The organism is Desulfomicrobium orale DSM 12838, assembly GCF_001553625.1.
In the GTDB taxonomy this organism is placed as follows: Bacteria; Desulfobacterota; Desulfovibrionia; order Desulfovibrionales; family Desulfomicrobiaceae; genus Desulfomicrobium; species Desulfomicrobium orale.
The window spans coordinates 572,776-592,039 of record NZ_CP014230.1 but is presented as its reverse complement, the minus strand read 5'-3'; the positions used below and the strand labels follow the sequence as shown (position 1 = coordinate 592,039).

General features: G+C 54.6%; 14 protein-coding genes and 2 pseudogenes. 9 read left to right on the top strand and 7 right to left on the bottom strand.

Translation table 11 applies throughout. The annotated features are described in order from the left end of the window. Positions 1 to 3: 3 nt before the first annotated feature. From AXF15_RS02590 to AXF15_RS02560, 7 genes are all read left to right on the top strand, one after another. The gene (locus AXF15_RS02590) at positions 4 to 603 is read left to right on the top strand and encodes a sugar transferase (RefSeq protein WP_066602918.1); all 600 of its coding nucleotides are present in this window, start codon (positions 4 to 6) and stop codon (positions 601 to 603) included. Beyond that, complete coding sequence (locus AXF15_RS02585; protein WP_066602913.1) at positions 593 to 1,219, top strand: acetyltransferase; 627 nt, start codon at positions 593 to 595, stop codon at positions 1,217 to 1,219. The genes AXF15_RS02590 and AXF15_RS02585 overlap by 11 nt, the downstream gene beginning before the upstream one ends. After that, positions 1,216 to 2,400: a DegT/DnrJ/EryC1/StrS family aminotransferase gene (locus AXF15_RS02580; RefSeq protein ID WP_066602906.1), complete on the top strand. Its 1,185-nt coding sequence runs from the start codon at positions 1,216 to 1,218 to the stop codon at positions 2,398 to 2,400. Before AXF15_RS02585 ends, AXF15_RS02580 begins: the two co-directional genes overlap by 4 nt. Continuing rightward, complete coding sequence (locus AXF15_RS02575) at positions 2,397 to 4,268, top strand: polysaccharide biosynthesis protein (RefSeq protein ID WP_066602903.1); 1,872 nt, start codon at positions 2,397 to 2,399, stop codon at positions 4,266 to 4,268. The genes AXF15_RS02580 and AXF15_RS02575 overlap by 4 nt, the downstream gene beginning before the upstream one ends. Positions 4,269 to 4,409: 141 nt before the next feature. Further along, positions 4,410 to 5,216 (top strand): ABC transporter permease, encoded by an 807-nt coding sequence (locus AXF15_RS02570; protein ID WP_066602900.1) that lies wholly within the window; start codon positions 4,410 to 4,412, stop codon positions 5,214 to 5,216. Beyond that, positions 5,206 to 6,498, top strand: a complete 1,293-nt coding sequence (locus AXF15_RS02565) for an ABC transporter ATP-binding protein (protein ID WP_066602898.1) — start codon at positions 5,206 to 5,208, stop codon at positions 6,496 to 6,498. Before AXF15_RS02570 ends, AXF15_RS02565 begins: the two co-directional genes overlap by 11 nt. Positions 6,499 to 6,560: 62 nt before the next feature. Then, positions 6,561 to 8,222 (top strand): GspE/PulE family protein, encoded by a 1,662-nt coding sequence (locus tag AXF15_RS02560; protein ID WP_066608594.1) that lies wholly within the window; start codon positions 6,561 to 6,563, stop codon positions 8,220 to 8,222. 156 nt (positions 8,223 to 8,378) lie between these two features. Here AXF15_RS02560 and AXF15_RS13280 read toward each other — a convergent pair. After that, positions 8,379 to 8,597 (bottom strand): annotated as a pseudogene (locus tag AXF15_RS13280) (IS5/IS1182 family transposase); the annotation flags it as partial. Between the two features lie 66 nt (positions 8,598 to 8,663). Between AXF15_RS13280 and AXF15_RS02555 the strand changes: the two are divergent. Continuing rightward, on the top strand, positions 8,664 to 9,863 hold the full coding sequence (locus AXF15_RS02555; protein WP_236884760.1) for an IS4 family transposase: 1,200 nt from the start codon (positions 8,664 to 8,666) through the stop codon (positions 9,861 to 9,863). A gap of 16 nt (positions 9,864 to 9,879) precedes the next feature. Here AXF15_RS02555 and AXF15_RS13275 read toward each other — a convergent pair. Next, positions 9,880 to 10,417, bottom strand: a pseudogene (locus tag AXF15_RS13275) (IS5 family transposase); the annotation flags it as partial. Positions 10,418 to 10,461: 44 nt separating this feature from the next. Continuing rightward, positions 10,462 to 11,136 (bottom strand): IS1595-like element ISDeor2 family transposase, encoded by a 675-nt coding sequence (locus tag AXF15_RS02550; protein ID WP_066602895.1) that lies wholly within the window; start codon positions 11,134 to 11,136, stop codon positions 10,462 to 10,464. A gap of 150 nt (positions 11,137 to 11,286) precedes the next feature. Here AXF15_RS02550 and AXF15_RS02545 point away from each other — a divergent pair, with 150 nt between their 5' ends. Next, the gene (locus AXF15_RS02545) at positions 11,287 to 12,051 is read left to right on the top strand and encodes an IS5 family transposase (RefSeq protein WP_083517813.1); all 765 of its coding nucleotides are present in this window, start codon (positions 11,287 to 11,289) and stop codon (positions 12,049 to 12,051) included. 24 nt (positions 12,052 to 12,075) lie between these two features. Here the strand turns inward: AXF15_RS02545 and AXF15_RS02540 are convergent, their stop codons facing one another. The 4 genes from AXF15_RS02540 to AXF15_RS02515 all read right to left on the bottom strand — a co-directional run bounded on the left by AXF15_RS02540 (position 12,076) and on the right by AXF15_RS02515 (position 19,208). Further along, the gene (locus tag AXF15_RS02540) at positions 12,076 to 13,110 is read right to left on the bottom strand and encodes a class I SAM-dependent methyltransferase (protein ID WP_066602890.1); all 1,035 of its coding nucleotides are present in this window, start codon (positions 13,108 to 13,110) and stop codon (positions 12,076 to 12,078) included. Between the two features lie 46 nt (positions 13,111 to 13,156). Beyond that, positions 13,157 to 16,135: a glycoside hydrolase family 99-like domain-containing protein gene (locus tag AXF15_RS13270; protein WP_257721630.1), complete on the bottom strand. Its 2,979-nt coding sequence runs from the start codon at positions 16,133 to 16,135 to the stop codon at positions 13,157 to 13,159. Positions 16,136 to 16,499: 364 nt separating this feature from the next. Next, positions 16,500 to 17,324: a methyltransferase domain-containing protein gene (locus AXF15_RS02520; RefSeq protein ID WP_066602872.1), complete on the bottom strand. Its 825-nt coding sequence runs from the start codon at positions 17,322 to 17,324 to the stop codon at positions 16,500 to 16,502. 129 nt (positions 17,325 to 17,453) lie between these two features. Further along, positions 17,454 to 19,208 carry an ABC transporter ATP-binding protein gene (locus tag AXF15_RS02515; protein WP_066602869.1) on the bottom strand — a complete coding sequence of 585 codons (1,755 nt, stop codon included), beginning with the start codon at positions 19,206 to 19,208 and terminating at the stop codon, positions 17,454 to 17,456. Positions 19,209 to 19,264: the final 56 nt, after the last annotated feature.

Genomic DNA, 19,264 nt, shown 5'->3' with positions numbered 1-19,264 from the left:
ACCATGAAACGTTTTTTGGATGTTATTTTTTCTCTGGCTTTCCTGATTTTGTCTGCCCCCATTTTAATCGTCGTGGCTTTGATCGTGCGTGTGGGGTTGGGGAGCCCTATTTTTTTTGTGCAGACGCGTCCAGGCTTGCATGGGCGTCCTTTTCGCATGATCAAATTCCGAACCATGCGCGAAGCTGTGAATGCTTCCGGTGAGCCTCTTGCCGACTCGGAGAGAATCACCTCTGTGGGGCGTTCTTTACGGAGTATGTCTTTGGACGAACTTCCCGAGCTGTGGAATGTGCTGAGTGGAGATATGAGCTTGGTAGGCCCTCGTCCACTTCTTATGGAATATCTTCCTCTCTACACGTCGGAACAGGCTCGACGGCATGAGATGCGACCCGGCATCACGGGGTGGGCCCAGGTCAATGGCCGTAATGCTTTGTCCTGGGAGGAAAAATTTTCTTTAGATATCTGGTATGTGGATAATTGGAGCTTGTCTCTGGATATGAAAATTCTGTGGCTGACGGTAAAAACTGTTTTTTGCAAAAAAGGCGTGAGTGCGTCAGGACACGAGACTATGCCTAGATTTACAGGAAGTCCGGATGCACAGTAGTGGAATCTGTATTTTGGGGGCGAGCGGTCACGGTAAAGTCGTATTGGGGATATTGCGGGCTCTGAGCTTGGATGTTGCAGGATTTTATGACGATGCGCCATCGCTGCATGGGGCTTCGGTCATGGGTATTCCTGTCTTGGGCTCTCTGACCGAATTTTCGTTGGTGGAGCGAGGTGCGGCAGTGAGCGGTATTGGTAATGGGGCAATCAGAAGGCGCATTGTCGCCATGTGTACAAAAGCTTTGTGGACTACCTTGGTGCATCCCGCAGCTTGGGTCGATCCGGCAGCCTCGCTTGATTCTGGAACAGTCATTTGTGCCGGGGCTGTATTGCAACCCGGGGTCTTTGTGGGTTGCCATGCTATTGTTAACACGTGTGCCTCTGTGGATCATGACTGTCTTATTGGAGATTTCACACATGTTTGTCCCGGAGTCCATCTGGGCGGCAACGTACATGTTGGTCAGGACTCCTGGATTGGAATCGGCAGTCAGGTCATTCAGGGTGTGCGAATCGGCTCGAATGTTTTGGCAGGGGCTGGCTCCACGATTATTCGGGACGTGCCCGACAATGCCGTGGTCATGGGCTCTCCCGCCCGTATTGTAAGGTACCAGTCATGAACTTATCCGCTCCCTGGCCGTATTTCGCTCCTGACGAGCAGGAGGCCGCGCTTCGTGTATTGCGGTCCGGCCGCGTCAACTACTGGACCGGGCAGGAATGCCGGTCGTTCGAGGAGGAATTCGCGGCCTATACGGGGAGGCGTCACGCTATCGCTCTGGCCAATGGGACTCTGGCCTTGGAACTGGCTCTGGAGGCCTTCGGCATTGGAGCCGGAGACGAGGTGGTCACCACCTGCTGGACGTTCATCGCTTCGGCTAGCTGCGCGGTGGCTCGGGGAGCACGTCCCGTGCTGGCCGATGTGGATCCGGTTTCGCGCAATGTGACCGCAGAAAGTATCGAGGCCGTACTCACGCCCCGGACCAAGTGTATTGTTTGCGTGCATCTGGCGGGCTGGCCTTGCGACATGGAGCCCATTTTGGAGTTGGCCCGGAAGCATGGCCTGATCGTCATCGAAGACTGCGCCCAGGCTCATGGCGCGCGCTACAAGGGGCGTCCCGTAGGTTCTTTCGGTCATGCGGCGGCGTTTTCCTTTTGTCAGGACAAAATCATGACCACGGGCGGGGAAGGCGGGATGCTGCTCCTGGATGACGAGGCGGCTTTTCGGCGGGCCTGGGCTTACAAGGACCACGGTAAAAGCTGGGAGCTCATGAATGCGCCGCATTCGGGTTCGGGCTTCCGCTTTGTGCACGAGAATTTCGGGACCAACTGGCGCATGACTGAGATGCAGGCCGCCATCGGCCGCATCCAACTGGGGAAACTGGATACTTGGGTAGCGCGACGGCGCGAAAACGCAGCATTCCTCGTCAGAGAGCTGGGCAAGCTGGCCGGTGTGGAGATACATGTGCCGGGGCCGGACTACTTTCACGCATACTATAAATTTTATCTGGCTCTCGATGCTGTATTCTTACGGGACGGCTGGAGCCGTGACCGGGTAGTGACTGAAATCACGGCCCAAGGCATGCCCGCTTTTGCCGGTGTCTGCCCGGAAATCTACCGCGAACAGGCATTTGTTCGCGCCGGAATGGGGCCGGCTGCTCCGCTGCCTGTTGCCGGCTCTCTGGGCGCGAGAAGTCTGCTTCTTCTGGTTCATCCCACCATCACCCCCGACGACATGAGCCGCTACGCCGGAGTTGTGGTCCGGGTACTGCGAGCCGCCCTGCGCGATGGGGCGGCGGTATGAATCTTTCCCGATACGGCAATCTGGCTGTGATGCTCCTGTCCGAGGCCGGGCTGTTCAGCTTGGCCTTGTTGCTGGCGTATGGCCTGCGTTTCGAGTTCGACATCCCCGAAGCCTTTTTCCGCCAGATGTTTTCCCTTTTACCCGCGGCTGTGGGCTTCAAGATCGCGTTTTTCTGGATTGCCGGGCTGTATCGGGGCATGTGGCGGTACACCAGCCTCATGGATTTGTGGCATATCGCCCGTTCCATGGTTTTCGCCGGTATCTCCCTGGTCGTGTATGTGACCTTTCTGGGGCACGAGCAGATATACCCCCGTTCGGTTTTGATTCTCGATCCTCTGCTGGCCTTTTGCCTGTCCTGCGCCATGCGTATTGTGATCCGTGTGGCCCATCAGGTGCCCCTCAAGGACGGCGCCACAGCCCTGCTGCCGTCCGTATTGCGGCCGCAGATGGCGGGTGTGCGCGCACTGCTTTTTGGTGCGGGGGACGATGGCGCGCGCATGGCCCGGGAAATTCTTGATACCAAGGATTCCGGTTTGGTCCTGGTGGGCTTTGTGGATGACGATTTGAGCCGCAAAGGTCGCAGAATCCATGATCTGCCCGTGTTCGGCCCCATGACCGCGTTGGCTGACGTGGCGCAGAGAACCGGCGCTCAGGAACTTCTGGTCAATACGGCGGACATGAATGCGGCGGAAGTCCGCCATCTGGTGAAATTGAGCGAGGGCGCGGGCCTGCGCCTCAAGAAGCTGCCCGCCCTTTCGGATATCGTGCGCGGCAAGGTCTCGGTCAAGGATATGCGGGACGTGCGCTATGAAGACTTGTTGCGCCGCTCCGAAACGCAGCTCGATATCCGGGGCATCGAGGGGTATCTGAAGGACAAGGTGGTGCTGGTCTCGGGTGCGGGCGGCTCCATCGGATCGGAGCTGTGCCGTCAGATTCTGCGTTTCGAACCGCGTCTTCTGATCCTCTACGACGCGGGCGAGGAAAATCTCTACGCCATAGAAATGGAACTGCGCCATCGGCACAAATTTACCCGTTATGTGCCCGTGCTGGGATTGGTGCAGGACCGGGGGCTTCTGGACAGCGTACTGGCCCGGCACGCGCCGCAGGTGGTGTTTCACGCCGCGGCCTACAAGCATGTGCCCATGCTGGAGAGAAACCCCTGGCAGGCCGTGCACAGTAATATCCGCGGCTCTATGGAAATCATGGAAGCATCCGTCCGGCATGGTGTGGAACGCTTCGTTCTGGTCTCCACGGATAAGGCCGTGCGCCCCACCAATGTCATGGGGGCCAGCAAGCGGGTGGCCGAGCGCATCATGCTTGGGCTGCAAGGCCAAGGTACGGCGTTCATGGCCGTCCGTTTCGGCAACGTGCTGGGGTCGTCGGGTTCCGTGATTCCCCTGTTCCGCGACCAGATCTCGCGGGGCGGTCCGGTGACGGTCACGCATCCTGAAGTGACCCGCTACTTCATGACCATCCCCGAAGCGGCGCAGCTCATCATTCAGGCCGGCGCGCAGGGGCGGGGCGGAGAAATTTTTCTGCTCAAGATGGGACAGCCCGTGCGTATCGCCGATCTGGCCCGGGACCTGATCATCCTTTCGGGCAAGAAACCCGAGGATATTCCCGTGGTTTTCACCGGGCTCAGACCGGGAGAGAAGCTGTACGAGGAACTCATCACCGAAGGCGAGGACGTGCTGGAAACCGGTCATGACCAGATCATGGTTCTGGGCAGTGAAGCGGCCTGCGCAGACTGCGCGGGTGAACACCTGGAGGAGCTGTTCGCAGCTGCGAAGCGCTTCGATGCCGCCGGGATCAAATCCCTGCTGGCCACGCTGGTGCCGGAATATACGCCCGCTCCGGACGAACCGTGATTTCATCCGGCATTCGCGGTTGAAAGCGCGGGAAATCCGGGCCGATGTGCGGGCTGCACAGGTCGCTAGACAGTTTTGCGCCACCTCCTTAAACTTCCTCACATTCCACAAACTTTCGGCCATTCAGAGATAATGCCTTCGATGACCCACAAACCCGGCGGCTTTTTCGTCTCTCTCTATCGACACCGTACGCTGCTGGCCCAGCTGACGCGCCGCGAGATCGCGGCTCGCTACAAGGGCACCATGCTGGGCATGGTCTGGCCCGTTTTGGTGCCGGTGTTCATGCTTTGCGTGTATACCTTCGTATTCAGCGTTATTTTCAGGGCCAGATGGGGAGAGGCCGATTCTCCGGTGGAATTTGCACCGTACCTGTTCTGCGGGCTCATCGTGTACGCCTTTTTCGCCGAATGCGCGGGTCGGGCTCCGTCACTTTTCGTCTCCCAGCCCAATTACATCACCAAGATCATTTTTCCTCTGGAGATTCTTCCCGCCGTAGCTCTGGGCAGCGCCCTGTTCAACGCAGCCCTCAGCGCCTGCGTGCTGATTTTGTTTCTGGCCGTATCCCATCTTGCTTTGCCGCTGACGGTCCTGCTGTTGCCCGTGGTCTTGGCGCCTCTGTGTCTGCTGACCTGCGCCTGCGCCCTTGGGCTTGCCACCTTGGGCGTATATGTGCGGGATATGGATCAGCTCATGTCCATCCTGCTTACGGTGCTCATGTTTCTGAGCCCCATTTTTTACCCTCTGAGCGCGGTGCCCGAGGAGTTCCGCAAGTTTCTGCTCATTAATCCCCTGGCTCCGGTCATTGCCGCCGTCCGGGACGTGCTTGTTCTTGGCAACATGCCGGACTGGTCCGGGCTTGCCGTGTACACGCTGGCCGCCCTGGCCGCTCTGGAAGCCGCCTGGTGGTTTTATGCCAAGGCGCGCAAAGGATTTGCCGATGTCGTCTGACGTGGCCATCTCCCTGCGCGGAGTCAGCAAAAACTTCCATATTTATGCCTGCCCCTTGGACCGGCTCAAGCAGTCGCTGTTCCGGGGACGGCGCACTTATTATTCCGAAGTCCGCGCCCTGGAGGAGGTGAGCTTTGAAGTCCGCCGGGGGGAAACCGTGGGCATCGTGGGCCGGAACGGCTCGGGAAAATCCACTCTGTTGCAGTGCATTTGCGGGACTCTGACTCCAAGCCGGGGCGAGATTGCAGTGCATGGGAGGGTGGCAGCCCTGCTGGAACTGGGCGCGGGGTTCAATCCGGAATTTTCCGGGCGGGAAAACGTGTATGTGAATGCCGCGTTGCTGGGCATGGAGCGCAGGGACGTGGAGGCTCGTTTTTCCGGCATTGCGGCCTTCGCCGACATAGGGGACTTTTTGGACCGGCCTGTGAAAACCTACTCCAGCGGCATGTTTCTCCGTCTGGCCTTTGCGGTCATGGCCCATGTGCGGGCGGATATTCTGGTCATCGACGAGGCCTTGGCCGTGGGAGACGTGTTTTTTGTGCAGAAGTGCATGCGCTTTCTGCAGGAGTTCCGGAAAACAGGGACCATTCTTTTCGTCAGTCACGACACCTCCGCCGTACTGGCCCTGTGCGAACGGGCCTTATGGCTCAAAAATGGCCGGGTGGAGGCCGAGGGCCGCGCCAAATCCGTGTGCGAAAGGTACCTGGCCGGGATTTACGGCCCGGCCGAACCCGCTACGGAAAGTAACATGCCGCAGGAGGCTCCCGAGGCGGCCGTTTCCGACTTTTCCACCGAGGACAATCCGGTTGCATATGCCGGGTTGAGTGTCGATCAGGGATTCGGTGAAGGCGGCGTGGAGCTGCTTCAGGTTTCCCTGCGCAATGAATCCGGCCGCATGCTGCCAAGCATCCAGGGTGGAGAAATGGTGCGGGTGGTGGTCCGGGCCAGAGCCCTCCGCACCATGAGTCAGCCCATCGTGGGTTTCATGTGCAAGGACAGGCTGGGGCAGTTTCTTTTTGGCGACAACACATGGGAGCGCTATGGCGAAGGCTTTCCCGTGGGCTGCGGGCAGGTGCTCGAGGCAGTGTTTGCTTTTCGCATGCCCATTCTGGCTCCGGGGGACTATTCCGTGGCCGTGGCCGTGGCCGAGGGAACTCAGGAAGAGCATGTGCAGCATGTGTGGGTGCATGACGCCCTGGCCTTCAAGTCGCACAGTTCTTCTCTGGCCACGGGCCTGGTCGGCGTCCCTGACCGCGAAACGCATCTGATGGTGACGGAATAGCCGCATCAGACGTGGGAAAACCGCCCGTAGTGCGGCTATATCAGAAGAACCGGGTGAAATTCATGTCTTTTTTGCAGAAGCTCTACGATCTCGACCTCATTTCCCGCAAGGAAAGCGAGCGGCTGGCCAAGGTCAAACGTTCCGACGAACCGCTCTATCTGACCGCCGTGCGTATGGGCGTCATGAGCGATGACGACTATCTGCGGGCCGCAAGCGAGTTTTTCGATCTGGAAGTGACGGGAGCCCTGTCCGAGAATTATTCGCCGGAACCTTTCGCCACTCTGCCGGTTCCATTTCTGGATGAAAATTTGGTCTTTCCCGTACGGCAGGACGCGGAGGCTGTGGTTTTCGCCGTGCACGACCCCTTGGCCGTGCGCGTGCGGGACGTGCTGGCCCGGCTGTACCCTCAGCATGAACTGCGTCTGGTTCTGGCCAGGGAGGAGCTGATCCGGTCCTGGATTCGGCGGTATTTCGGCGCGGATGAGGCTGTTCCCGAGGAAACCGTCGAGGACGCGGGACTGACCGCCGACGTGGAGGGCCTGAAGGATCTGGCCTCCGAGGCGCCGGTCATCAAGACCGTGAACCAGATGCTGACCCGGGCCGTGGAGATCGGGGCCAGCGACATCCATGTGGAGCCTTTTCTGGACCGGGTGCAGGTCCGTTTTCGCGCCGACGGTCTCCTCTACGAGCACGAGGTTTTGCCCAAGCGTATGCTTCAGGGGCTGACCACCCGCGTGAAGATCATGGCCCAGATGGATATCGCCGAACGCCGCCTGCCTCAGGACGGCCGCATCCAGATCAAGGTGGCGGGCAAAAATATCGATCTGCGCGTGTCCTGTCTGCCGGTCATGTACGGCGAGTCCATCGTGCTGCGTATCCTCGACAAGCAGAGCATTTCCTTTTCCTTGGGCAGCCTTGGCTTTCCCGACCGGGAACTTTCGCGCTTCAACAGTCTCATCCGTCAGCCCTACGGCATCATTCTGGTTACCGGCCCCACCGGCAGCGGCAAGACCACCACGTTGTACTCGGCACTGCACGACATCAACTCGCCGGACAAGAAGATCATCACCGTGGAAGACCCGGTGGAATACGAGCTGGACGGCATCAACCAGGTGCAGGTCAATACCACTGCGGGACTGACCTTTGCCCGGGGCCTGCGCTCCATCGTGCGTCAGGACCCGGATGTGATCCTCATCGGTGAGATCCGCGACCAGGAAACGGCGGATATCGCCATCCAGTCGGCTCTGACCGGCCATCTCGTTTTTTCCACGCTGCATACCAACAATGCCGCCGGTGCCGTGGCCCGGCTGCTGGAAATGGGCGCGGAGGATTATCTCCTTGCATCCTCTATTATCGGCATCATGGCCCAGCGGCTGGTGCGCGTGCTTTGTCCGCATTGCAAGGAAGCCTACACCATGCCCGGCGGAGTACGGCAGCGTTTCGGTCTGGACGGCGGGGAGATTTTTCGTCCCAAGGGCTGCGCTCATTGTGGCCAGACCGGTTATCGGGGCCGCGTGGCCATTTTCGAGCTGCTGGAAATTGATGACGAAATCCGCGAGCTCATGCTGCTGCGGAAAAGTGCCTCCGCCCTGACCGCCGCCGGAGTGGCCAAAGGCATGCGGCTGCTGCGTGATGACGGGCTGGCCAAAGTCCGTGACGGCGTGACCTCATTGGATGAAGTCATTCGTGTGGCCGGCGGTGGAGGATTGGAAGGAGTCGGATGATGGAAATCTTATGATCCCATATGTGGGATTTTCAGACCTTATGGAGTCTTTTGAAAATGGTCGGGTATAGTTTTTGTAGGGTAATACTTATCCAAGTTGACCTAGGCTCAGGCCTCATTAATTGCAAAAATCAGGAAAGTTGGTTAGGTAGTGTCTTCAAATTATTTCTGCCCACAATGAGATACACCTGATTTGCACGGCGGCAAGGAAGGAGAGGCTTCGTTTTGCATAACGCGTGGCGATGCCACGCCATCTCTTGAGGTGAAGAAAGGCGTTCTCGACCAGGTGCCGTACACGGTACAGTTCTCTGTCATAATCGCGCTGTTCCCTGCGATTTTTTCTGGGCGGGATGACGGGCTGGCAGCCGGACTCAACAACCTTGTCTATACTTGTCCATTGCTGTCCGGCTAAGGGATAAGAAAAGAGTCCAAAATCTCAGCGATGTGTGGTAAAAGAAATCACCACAACATCTTGCCACACAAGGAGATTCTGGACTTGAGTCACCATAATACACTATTCTCCCAGACGCTATCTCTGATTCCCAGACATGTTTTTCAGAAACTCGAAAGACGGCACAAAACCGGGCGCTCGTCGCGTCAATTCGGTTTCAAGGAGCAGTTCACGGTCATGGCCTTCATCCAGCTTGCCGCAAGACGTTCCATGCGCGATGGCCTGCGCTGCCTTGAGGCTGCGGGAAACCGCCTGTATCACTGGGGACTGAAAAACGTGGCCCGCTCGACCTTTGCTGACGCGAACAATTCTCGCCCCGTAGGCTTTTTCAAGGATCTGTTCGCCGAGATGTACGGCCTGTGCGCCGCAAAAGCCCCGAAGCACAAATTCCGTTTCAAATCCAAATTGTTCAGTCTGGACGCCACCACCATAAAGCTTTGCCTGTCGCTTTTTCCCTGGGCCTCGTTTCGGCAGGCCAAGGGCGGCGTCAAAGTACATACCTTGCTGGATCACGATGGCCATATCCCGGCTTTCGCAACCGTCACCGACGCCAAAACCCATGAAAGCCGCATAGCTCAGGCTATGGAGTTGCCCAGGGGCTCCATCGTGGTCTTTGACAAGGGCTTCATCAGCTATCCCTGGTTTCGGATCCTCGGGGCAAAGGGTGTCTTTTTTGTGACCCGGCTCAAGCGCAACGCCGTTTTCAAACTCCTGGAGCGCCGCCTCGTGAATCGCAAGACCGGCGTTACTTCCGATCACATCATTGAAGTCTCCAGCCGGGGAAAATCCTTACGCTTGCGCCGTATCGGCTATCGTGACCAGGAAACCGGGAAACACTACGAATTTTTGACCAACCATTTCCGGCTTTCGGCGAAAACCATCGCCGACATCTATAAAGACCGCTGGCAAATCGAGCTCTTCTTCAAGGAAATCAAACAAAATTTGCGCATAAAGACCTTCGTCGGCAACTCGGAAAATGCGGTTCTGATCCAGATTTACACGGCCCTGACGGTTTACCTGCTCCTCGCGTACCAGAAATTCCTCAGCCGTCTCGGACTCTCCGTACAGCAACTCTTCCAGCTCATTCAACTCAACCTGCTCGGCGAGGCCTCCTTGGATGAACTCCTGAATCCCAGACGACGAAAATTCGATAATTCATATAACTTCAAACTGTTAGATTACATCGCTTAGCCGGACAGCAATGATACTTGTCTATAAGTTCATTGCTGTCATATCCGCGATCAGCCAAAGCATCTCCGCGCTCAAGCCGTCAATCAATGCACACGCTTCCTTGCAATCAGCTCTGGTACCTTCTGTGACAGCAACTCTGAGCGGCATACCATGCGCATCCACGGCCAGATGTATTTTGGTGTTGAGCCCCCTTTTGTACGGCTCATCGCCTGATTGCCGCCAACCGCTCCGGCAGCGTGGGGATGCACTTTGCAATGGCTCGCATCAATCATCAGCCACTCATAGTCAGGCTCAGCCATGAGCACCTCAAGGAGTTTTTCCCAAACACCCCGGTCACGCCAACGGCAAAACCGGCGATGGGTATTTTTCCAGTCCCCAAGGTCAGGAGGCAGATCACGCCATGGCGCTCCCGTCCGCAATATCCAGAACACCGCGTTAATAAACAGCCTGTTGTCTCCGGCCGGGCGACCAACGCTCCCCTTTTTGCCGGGGAGATGCGCCTGTATGTTTTCCCAAACTCTGTCAGAAATATCGTGTCGTCGATGTGCGTACATACCCCCCCGTTATGACATGAAGAGATATTACCATAGGGTCATGCCTAGCTGAGTGGATTTTCTCTGAGCATTTTGAGCAGAAGTTTATAACTATCTTCGTTTCTATGGTTAAAGCGAAATTCACATTCTTTCAAATGAAAGTAAAAAGTGTGCTTGGGCAAACCCCTAAAACGAACAAGTCGTGTTTTGGCAAAAGCCCAGAAGCTCTCAATGCCGTTAATGTGTGAGTTTTTATTGGCAAATTCATTGTTGCCATGCTCAACCCGGAAGTGTTTTTGGTAGCCTAGGTCTACGAGACCATCATAGCCGCGCCAGCCATCAGAGTGAATAATGCTTTCAAGTTTCACGCGGCCCCGGATGATCCCTTGGAGGGTGATTTTTGAACAGTCCGGGACAATTTCGGTATAAACGCGACCTTCACGCTTGAATAAGCCGAACACAATGGTTTTGCCCTTGGCTCCTCGGCCTCTGACTCCTTTAACGCGGCGTGCGCCAAAATAGCTTTCATCAACCTCAACTTCGCCTTGAACAGGAGACTCCGCCTCGCAGAACCGGGCAATCCTCTCTCGGAAAGCAGCCAGATAACGGTTCGCGGTATTACGATTTACCCCGGCTATTTCAGCTATCTGCAGGGCATTCAAATCCACGGCAAACAGCTTCACTATTTGTCGGACTTTGGCCTCTGAAATTCTTGAACGCTTCGCATACTTGTTTTTCATTGTCGTGACTAGCCTTATAGTCGAATGGAGACTCATGGACTAGGCATGACCCTTACCATATTATTCATAGTTTGACGACACTATCTAGGCTCAGGCCTCATTAATTGTAAAAATCAGGAAAGTTGGTTAGTTGTGCTCAGGGAGGACGTCATGAGCCAACTTTTCTACCTTTCTGCCGAACAACTCGAACGTATCAAGCCCTTCTTTCCACGATCACATGGTATTCCGCGGGTCGATGACCGGAAAGTCATCAGCGGAATCATTTATGTCATCAAACATGGCCTGCAATGGAAAGATGCGCCGCGTGAGTATGGCCCGTATAAAACGCTGTACAATCGCTTTTTGCGCTGGAGCCGGATGGGCGTCTTCAACAATATTTTTACCGAATTGGCAAAAACAGCGGGAAAAGATGGACGATTGATGATCGATGCCACCCACCTCAAAGCCCATCGTACCGCCGCCAGTTTGCTCAAAAAGGGCTCTTTCCCGCTGCATCGGACGCACAAAGGGCGGGCTGAACTAAAACTCCATGCCCTTTGCGACGGCCACGGCAGGCCCCTGGCCATGACGCTCACAGAAGGCCAGGTGAGCGACTACAAAGGAGCCGCCCTGCTTATGGATGCCATAGATGCTTTGCCCGAGGCCAGGGAGCTGCTGGCGGACCGTGGCTATGACGCCGACTGGTTCCGCAATGCCCTGCGTGCCAGAGGCATTACGCCCTGCATCCCGCCCAGAAGGAGCCGGAAGAGACCCTGCTCGTACGATAAAGATCTGTATAAACAGCGGCACAAGATCGAGATCATGTTTGGCAGGATCAAGGACTGGCGGAGAATAGCCATGCGTTATGACCGCTGCGCGCATACCTTCTTTTCAGCTCTGTGCCTCGCGGCTTCCATCATTTTCTATCTCAATTAATGAGGCCTGGACCTAACGCCTTGTTTAAATTAAGAACTTTTTTTTATTTCGAATTATTTGGCCAACAATACGTAAAGGCTTGGTTATACGCCAAGAGCGGCTTTGCGTAAACTCGTTGCAAGATTGCTGCAAGAAGGAGATTTCGGCATATAGATTGTGCTCTGTTTCACGGAAGAAGGATTCTTTATGGGTCAGCTCATTCTGTAGCGTATCAATACGCATATTATACTCTGCTTTATATATATTGTGCTCTGCTTTGAGATTTTCAAATTGAATATGAAGATTATTTATCTCATCTTTAAGATATTTGTTTTTTTCTTGCTCGCGTAATAGGTTGTACGCATGAAATTGTTTTTCTCCTATATTCTGGAAGAATGTCTGGACAATTTTTTGTTCTTCCGTTTGTGGGTGCATCCATGGAAAGCTTTGTTCGTCATTTCCTGTAAATACGACACCAAGACCGTGGGAGTGTAGAAAGTCAATGTTCAGGGGATATCTAGCCTTCATTTCCTCCCAAAACTTCCAAACTCCAAAGTTTTGCTCTCGGACATTGATGTCATGAAAAATAATAAATGCATTGGGGGTGAGTTTTTTTTCCCATGTTTCAAAATCGTGTTTAACAGCATCGTATGTATGAAATCCATCTATATGTAATAGCCCTATACAAGAGTCTGAAAAATAGTCAGCTGCTTCGTCAAACTGCATGCGCATTAATTTTGAAAAAGATGCATAATGCTTTTGATTATGCGTATTGACTTTTTCAAAAATTTCTTCTCCGTATATTCCAGCGTGTTCTTCTCCTTTCCACGAGTCTATAGCGTAGCATTTAGTTTGGATTTTGTTTTCCTTTACTGCTTGGCAGAATGAAAAATATGAATTGCCAGAGTGTGTTCCAAGCTCAACAAAAATTTCGGGTCGACATTTTTCTATTAAAAAAGCTGCAAAGGGAAGGTGTCCAATCCAAGAATCTGGAAATTCAAGGGATTTTGGAGAGAATGAAATGCTTTCTATGAGCTGCCTCTCTATATTTTTCATATATTTCCTCTTTTGCTTTTCCATCTATGAAGTAACCTTCTCCTCTAATCTTTCATATAGGAGAGGGTTTTTACTGATCTAAAGATTCACGAAAGGTTTGCATTCGGTCAAGAGTTTCTTTTGACAGCGGACCAAACAGATTTTGTGCTAAATGATGAATCTGCTCCATTTCTTGTCGTAAAATATGGCGTTTGGCCTGTTGATCTTTTCCAATGACACTCTGATCATGGCGACGATGAAAGGCCAAATCTCCATGAACGTAAGCAACTCGTCCCAATGCTGCTAAGCGTAAGTAAAAAAACCAGTCGCCAGAACAGCGGTAGGCCAGACAATCTTCAAATAACGCAGAGTCAGGTTTGCGAAAAACTACAGCCGATACGTTGGGCAGGCAGTTTGCGATAGCCAGAACTTCCCTGATTTCTCGCAGTCCTGAAATTTCGTAGTTATGGGTCCACCGGTCCCGAGCGGCATAAGTAAGGTAGTTTTTGCGGTAATTAAAATCGCGGACTAGTCGATCTTTTCCATCAATAACCTGGGGTATACTGTACGCCATGACAACGCCCGGGCGAGAACAAGCAGCTAGAAGTGCGCCCAAAAAGGATGGAGTGGCGTCATCGTCGGCCTCAGCTATCCAGATAAATTCTCCTTTGGCCAATTCCAATCCCTTACGCCATTGAACAAAAACATTGCCACTGTTGCTGGTATTTTTCACCAACTGCAAATTTGTACGCTGTTGCCAGCGAGCGATGCGTGCCAGACTCTGATCAGTGGACGCATCGTCAAGGACAATGACTTCTATGTCCCGGAAGCTTTGCTCAAAAATGGAGGCCAGACGACGCTCCAGATAATTGGCGTAATTGTAGTTCGGCACAATAACGCTGACCGGAGCTGGCTTACCTGCTTTCTCACGGCACAAAGCCAACAAGAAGGGAGCGGCAATGTCCGTGGTATGCATGGAGTGAAAGTTATCAAAAGCTTTTTGTCCGAGTTTGCTTCGAAGGTCAGGGGAGATTAATAAGAGAAGCACCCGCTCGGCCATGGCCTCTACATTTTCTCTAGGGACCACAAATCCACCGCCAAGGCTTACGAATCCAGGCATGTCTCCCACGTCATCGAAACAAACAATGGGCATCTTACAGGCCGCTGCTTCCAGACAGACCAAAGGGAAGGGATCTTCTCTGGAAGGAAGTAGGAAAATGTCGGCTGTCTGAAAATAAGGTTGCGGAAAGGACTGTTCTCCGAGAAACAATACCTGCGTATCCAGACCGTAGCGTTTTACGAGCATCTGGGGGGAGGTAATGGACGGATCGTCTCCTCCGCCGATCCAAATGAAGATGGTTGGCGGGCAATCTGGGTTTTTCAGAACCCGCCGTGCCACTTCTACAAAAATATCAACTCCCTTACGCCAGTCCCGGGAGCCACAACCAAGGACAATCTGAATATTTTGAGGAAGTTCCAGAGTTTGGCGCTGTGCTTCACGGAGACGAGGAGATGGGTGAATGGACGGAGGAGTGATGGATGCGTGAATCGTTTGCACTATTTCAGGTGAAATATTATGTCGAGACACTAGATTTCGCCGAATTGACTCTGATGCGGCCACATAGTGATTGGTATGATGACACATTTTTTCAAGCGTTACTTGCCCAGCAAATTTTTGCAGAGATTGCTCCAATTCATGAACATAGGTAACAATGGGCACATCAAACGTTGACAAAACGTCGTAGGCGGATGCAACGACTGCCGTATTGCCCAAAATAAGGTCTATTTTTCCGCAAAATTCTCGGACTGTATTGGTTTGTATATGCTCTGGAGCACAAATCAGTACAGGGCAAATGGATTTAAAATCTGACAGTAATGGGCCATCTTGCAGGAGGATGAGATATATATCTACCGCCGCATGACGAGTCAGCCACCGCAAGTGCTCCAACAGAAGGATTTGGGCCCCGGCTCGGGCCGCGTCATGGGATACGACAAGAAGGCGTAGGCGGAGTGACGGATCAAGTATTGCACGGCCGGCAGCGCTTGTGGAGGTCAAAACACGGCTCGTGGCATTCAGGAAAGCATATCCATAACGTTGGCTGGGTTCGAGGTGCGCTCCTTCCGCCCATTCATTCCAGGCGTTGATGAAGACGAAAGCTTGGTCCTCGGGCAGAGTCTTGAGTGCATGGGAGCAGGCCTGTTCAAGCCATTGCTCATACTTGGCAGGAGTTGCTCCAGCATAGATAAAGGCATTGTTTCCGCGGCGGGGAGTGTTGTCCCAACCTGGGCAAACACAAGGGAAAAGTGGAAAGGGCGCGTTCAGACCAGCCAAGGTTTGCTTATACATTTCTTCGTAGGCGACAACCGTACCCGTGAAATCTGAGCTGATTCCTTGAATGGACGTGTGTTTATAGCCCTCTGGTTTGTGGCTGAGATGTGGAGGAAACTGGGCCGCAGCGTCAAAATCATATTGTCGTGGATCCCAGTTGTCAAAGGATTGGACCATGACAAAGTAGGGTGGTAATTCACCCAGCTCCTCGCAGTACTGACGCCATCTCTCCAGAGTAGCTTTCATGTCGGGCAGGAGTTTGGCGTGATAGACGAGAAAGAGAGGACGACCATCCAGCCGGATATATCGAGGATCGGAGAAGTAGCGCAGCAAGTCCTGCATGATGCTCCGATCGTCCTCAGGGCTGTGTACTTGCTGGATAAGGATTTCCTGATCTTTGCCATCCCATCTTCTGGACCAGTTTTCATTGGCCCAGTTGAGACAAAAGGGGAGATCACAATTCGGATCGTTCAGGTAGCCCTCCAGAGGCCGTTCTAGGAGACGTCTTCCGGAAAACCAGTAATAATGAAAACAAAAGCCATAGATGCCATGATGCTTGGCCATAGCCACTTGGCGACGCATGACTTCTTGTACGCGCAGGTCATAAAATCCCAATGGGCCGGGCAGATCGGGCTGATTGTGCCCTGGATATAAGGGAGTGGCCTTAGTGACATTGGTCCACTCTGTGAATCCTTCTCCCCACCATCGGTCATTTTCCGGGATGGGATGAAATTGTGGCAGATAGTACGCCAGTAGTTTGACTGGGCCAGGGGGGGGGCCAGACTATTTTGTTCTTCTCTGGGGATGTCCCATTCACGGGGATCAAGGCCTTCTGGCCGGGGAATATGGCGGGCTATTCGTAACCGTGTCTGTACGAAGGATAACGTTTTCAGGCTGGCGCTACGAATACCATGGTTGGCAATGTGTTGGAAGAATTTTTTCCCTAGCTGACCAAGCGTGTATATTTTTTCTTTTATCATGTTGGAAACAGATGTTGAGGTAGAAACTATAATTCGTACTGTGAGGAGCCGATTTTCTTCCCTTTAAGAAATCATTTTTGATCTGAAGTCGGAATTAAGTGGCGGTTAATCAGTATTTTTCCAAGTCAGTACTTCTGCAATCTTTTCTTTAGATGACGCCATAGCACCCGCCAGGGCCGGGTTTTGATTTCCCGGAGGAGATTTTCGCGCTGTCGCAGGAGCTCCTGGGTTTGCTGGCAGCGTTCCTCGGTGATCTCGATTTCTGTTTGTTTCTCCCGGACCAGCGTTTGGGCCAGAGCGAGGTCGCGCTCCAGCTCCCGGCGGCTTTCTTCGAACTCCGCTCTCTGACGGTCAATCTGCCCTTGCAGGTGGGCCCGCTGGGCGTTCATCTGTGCTTCGGGAGATATGTCTATATATCCACTGCTTGCAGTCGATTTGTTTTCCTTTTTCCGGGCCACCAGCACCAGATCTCCCCACTCTTCACTTTTGTCGGGAGAGGAAGGGCAGTCCTCGCCGTCATGGAGTATCTCCAGAATTTCCAGGTCCGCGTACCGGGCCAGGGCGGCGAAGCCGTCGGGGTAAAAGCGCCAGCAGTCCACAGGATAGCGGTGGATGGGGCCGCGCGATGGAGCGATTATACAACATAGTCCGCCCGGTTTGAGTACCCGCGCGATTTCGAGCATGGTCAGCCAGAAAAATTCGATGTGCTCGAAAGTCTGGCCGGAAATGAACACGTCCGCGCAGTGGGTCGGCAGTTCCCGCCAGTTGTACGGATTGGAGAGCACCACGTGGATGTTCGGCCCCGGAGCGAGATCCACGCCCCGGTAATTCCATTTGGGATTGTCGAAGAACTGGGCGTAGGTGCCGCCTATGTCCGCGCTGCCCAGATCGAGAATCTCCAGCGGGCGGTCTGCCGCGTCGGCGAGATGGCGCGCGGTGAAGTCGCGCATTTTTTCCAGTGAGCTTAAGTGCATGGTTCGATTGATGGTGAAATGTTGCGTTTCGCGCCTGCAGAGGCTCCAAAGTGTACCGCGTGGGGACCGGGTTGCCCATGCCCGTCTGGTGTTTAATCGTTCCTGTCAGGCGGGTGTTTCCGTCCTGAACTGGAGTTCGTACAGTTTCCGGTAGGCCGGGCTCTCCTCCAGCAGCCGCTGGTGCGGTCCCTGGGCCGTGATGCGGCCGTTTTCCATGACCACGATGGTGTCGGCGGACAAAATGGTGGACAGCCGGTGGGCGATAATCACACTGGTACGCCCGCGCATGAGGTTATCCAGCGCCTGCTGTACGATGCGTTCGGATTGGGTGTCCAGCGCCGAGGTGGCCTCGTCCAGAATGAGCAGGGAAGGGTCTTTCATGATGGCCCGGGCAATGGTCAGGCGCTGTTTCTGGCCGCCCGAGAGCTTCACTCCTTTTTCCCCCACCAGCGTGCCGTAGCCGTTCGGCAGTTCGAGGATGAAATCATGCGCGTAGGCCGCTCTGGCTGCCTGCATTACCGCTTCGCGGTCCATGTGCTGGCCGTAGGCGATGTTCTCGGCCACGGTCATGTTGAAGAGAAACGGGTCCTGGGAAACGATGCCGATGCCCCGGCGCAGGGATTCCAGGGTGTATTCTGCCACGTCATGGCCGTTGATGCGGATGCGGCCTTCCTGACAGTCGTGGAAGCGGGCGATGAGATGTCCCAGGGTGGTTTTACCCGCGCCGCTCGGCCCCACAAAGGCCACGCGTTGCCCGGCCCGGATGCTCAGGTTTATGTGGCGCAGGGCGGGTTCCGGGTTTCCGGGATAGGTGAAGGACACATCCTCGAAATCCAGAGAGACGAACGGCGGCGCGTATTCCAGTTCTCCACCCGCTTCCTCGCGCAGATCCGGCCCGTCCAGAATTTCAAACACCCGTTCGGCTCCGGCCAGGGCCTGCTGGATGGTGTTGTTGGCCTGGCTGATGGATTTGATGGGGTCGTAGAGCATGACCAGGGCGGTCATGAAAGAGAAAAATTCGCCGGGGGTGCGTTCTCCGGCAATGACCTGGCTGCCGCCGTACCAGATGACCAGCCCCGCGCCCACCGCGCCGATGAACTCCGTGACGGGAGAGGACAGCTGGTTGTAGATTTTTCCTTTGATGCCGATGCGTACCAGTTTGTTGCTGGCCTGCCGGAATTTGTCCTTTTCCAGATCCTCGGTGGCGAAGGCCTTGACCACGCGCAGGCCGTTGAAGCTTTCCTGCAGATGCGAGGAGATATCCGCGATCTTGGCCTGGTAACTGCGTCCGATCTTGCGCAGCTTCCGGCCGAAATAGATGACCGGGTACACGGTCAGGGGAAAGACCAGACAGGCCCAGAAAGCCAGCTGCGCGTCGCGGTAGATGACCAGAGCGACAAGGCCGATCATGGTCAGGCTGTTCTGGGTGATGCGGATCACTTCCGGCAGGCTCGAACTGATCAGGTTCACGTCGTTGATGATGCGCGACATGAGCATGCCCACCCGCGTTTCGCCGAAGAAATCCACGGGCAGGCAGATGATTTTGGCAAAGAGTTCGTAACGGAGCTGTTCCAGCACCTTGAGCCCGCAGTAGGACATGAGGAATTTCTGGATGAAGAGGCCCACGCCTTTGGTCAGGAATACGCCGATCAACAGAAGCGGCACGAGCTTGAGGGCGGTTTCATCCTTTTCGATGAAAATCCTGTCCAGGGCGGGCTGCACCAGATAGGCGGCCGCCGCCGTGCTCAGGGCCACCACACCGAGGGCGGTGAAGGCCGCGGCGACGTACAGCCTGTATGGCTTGAAATATCCGAGGCAGCGGCGCAGCAGCCGGAGGCTTTGATTTTGGGCGATACTCATGTCCTGTGTGGCTTGAAGTCTGTCTTTCGATGGAGTTTTTGGGGGTGCCGTCCGGC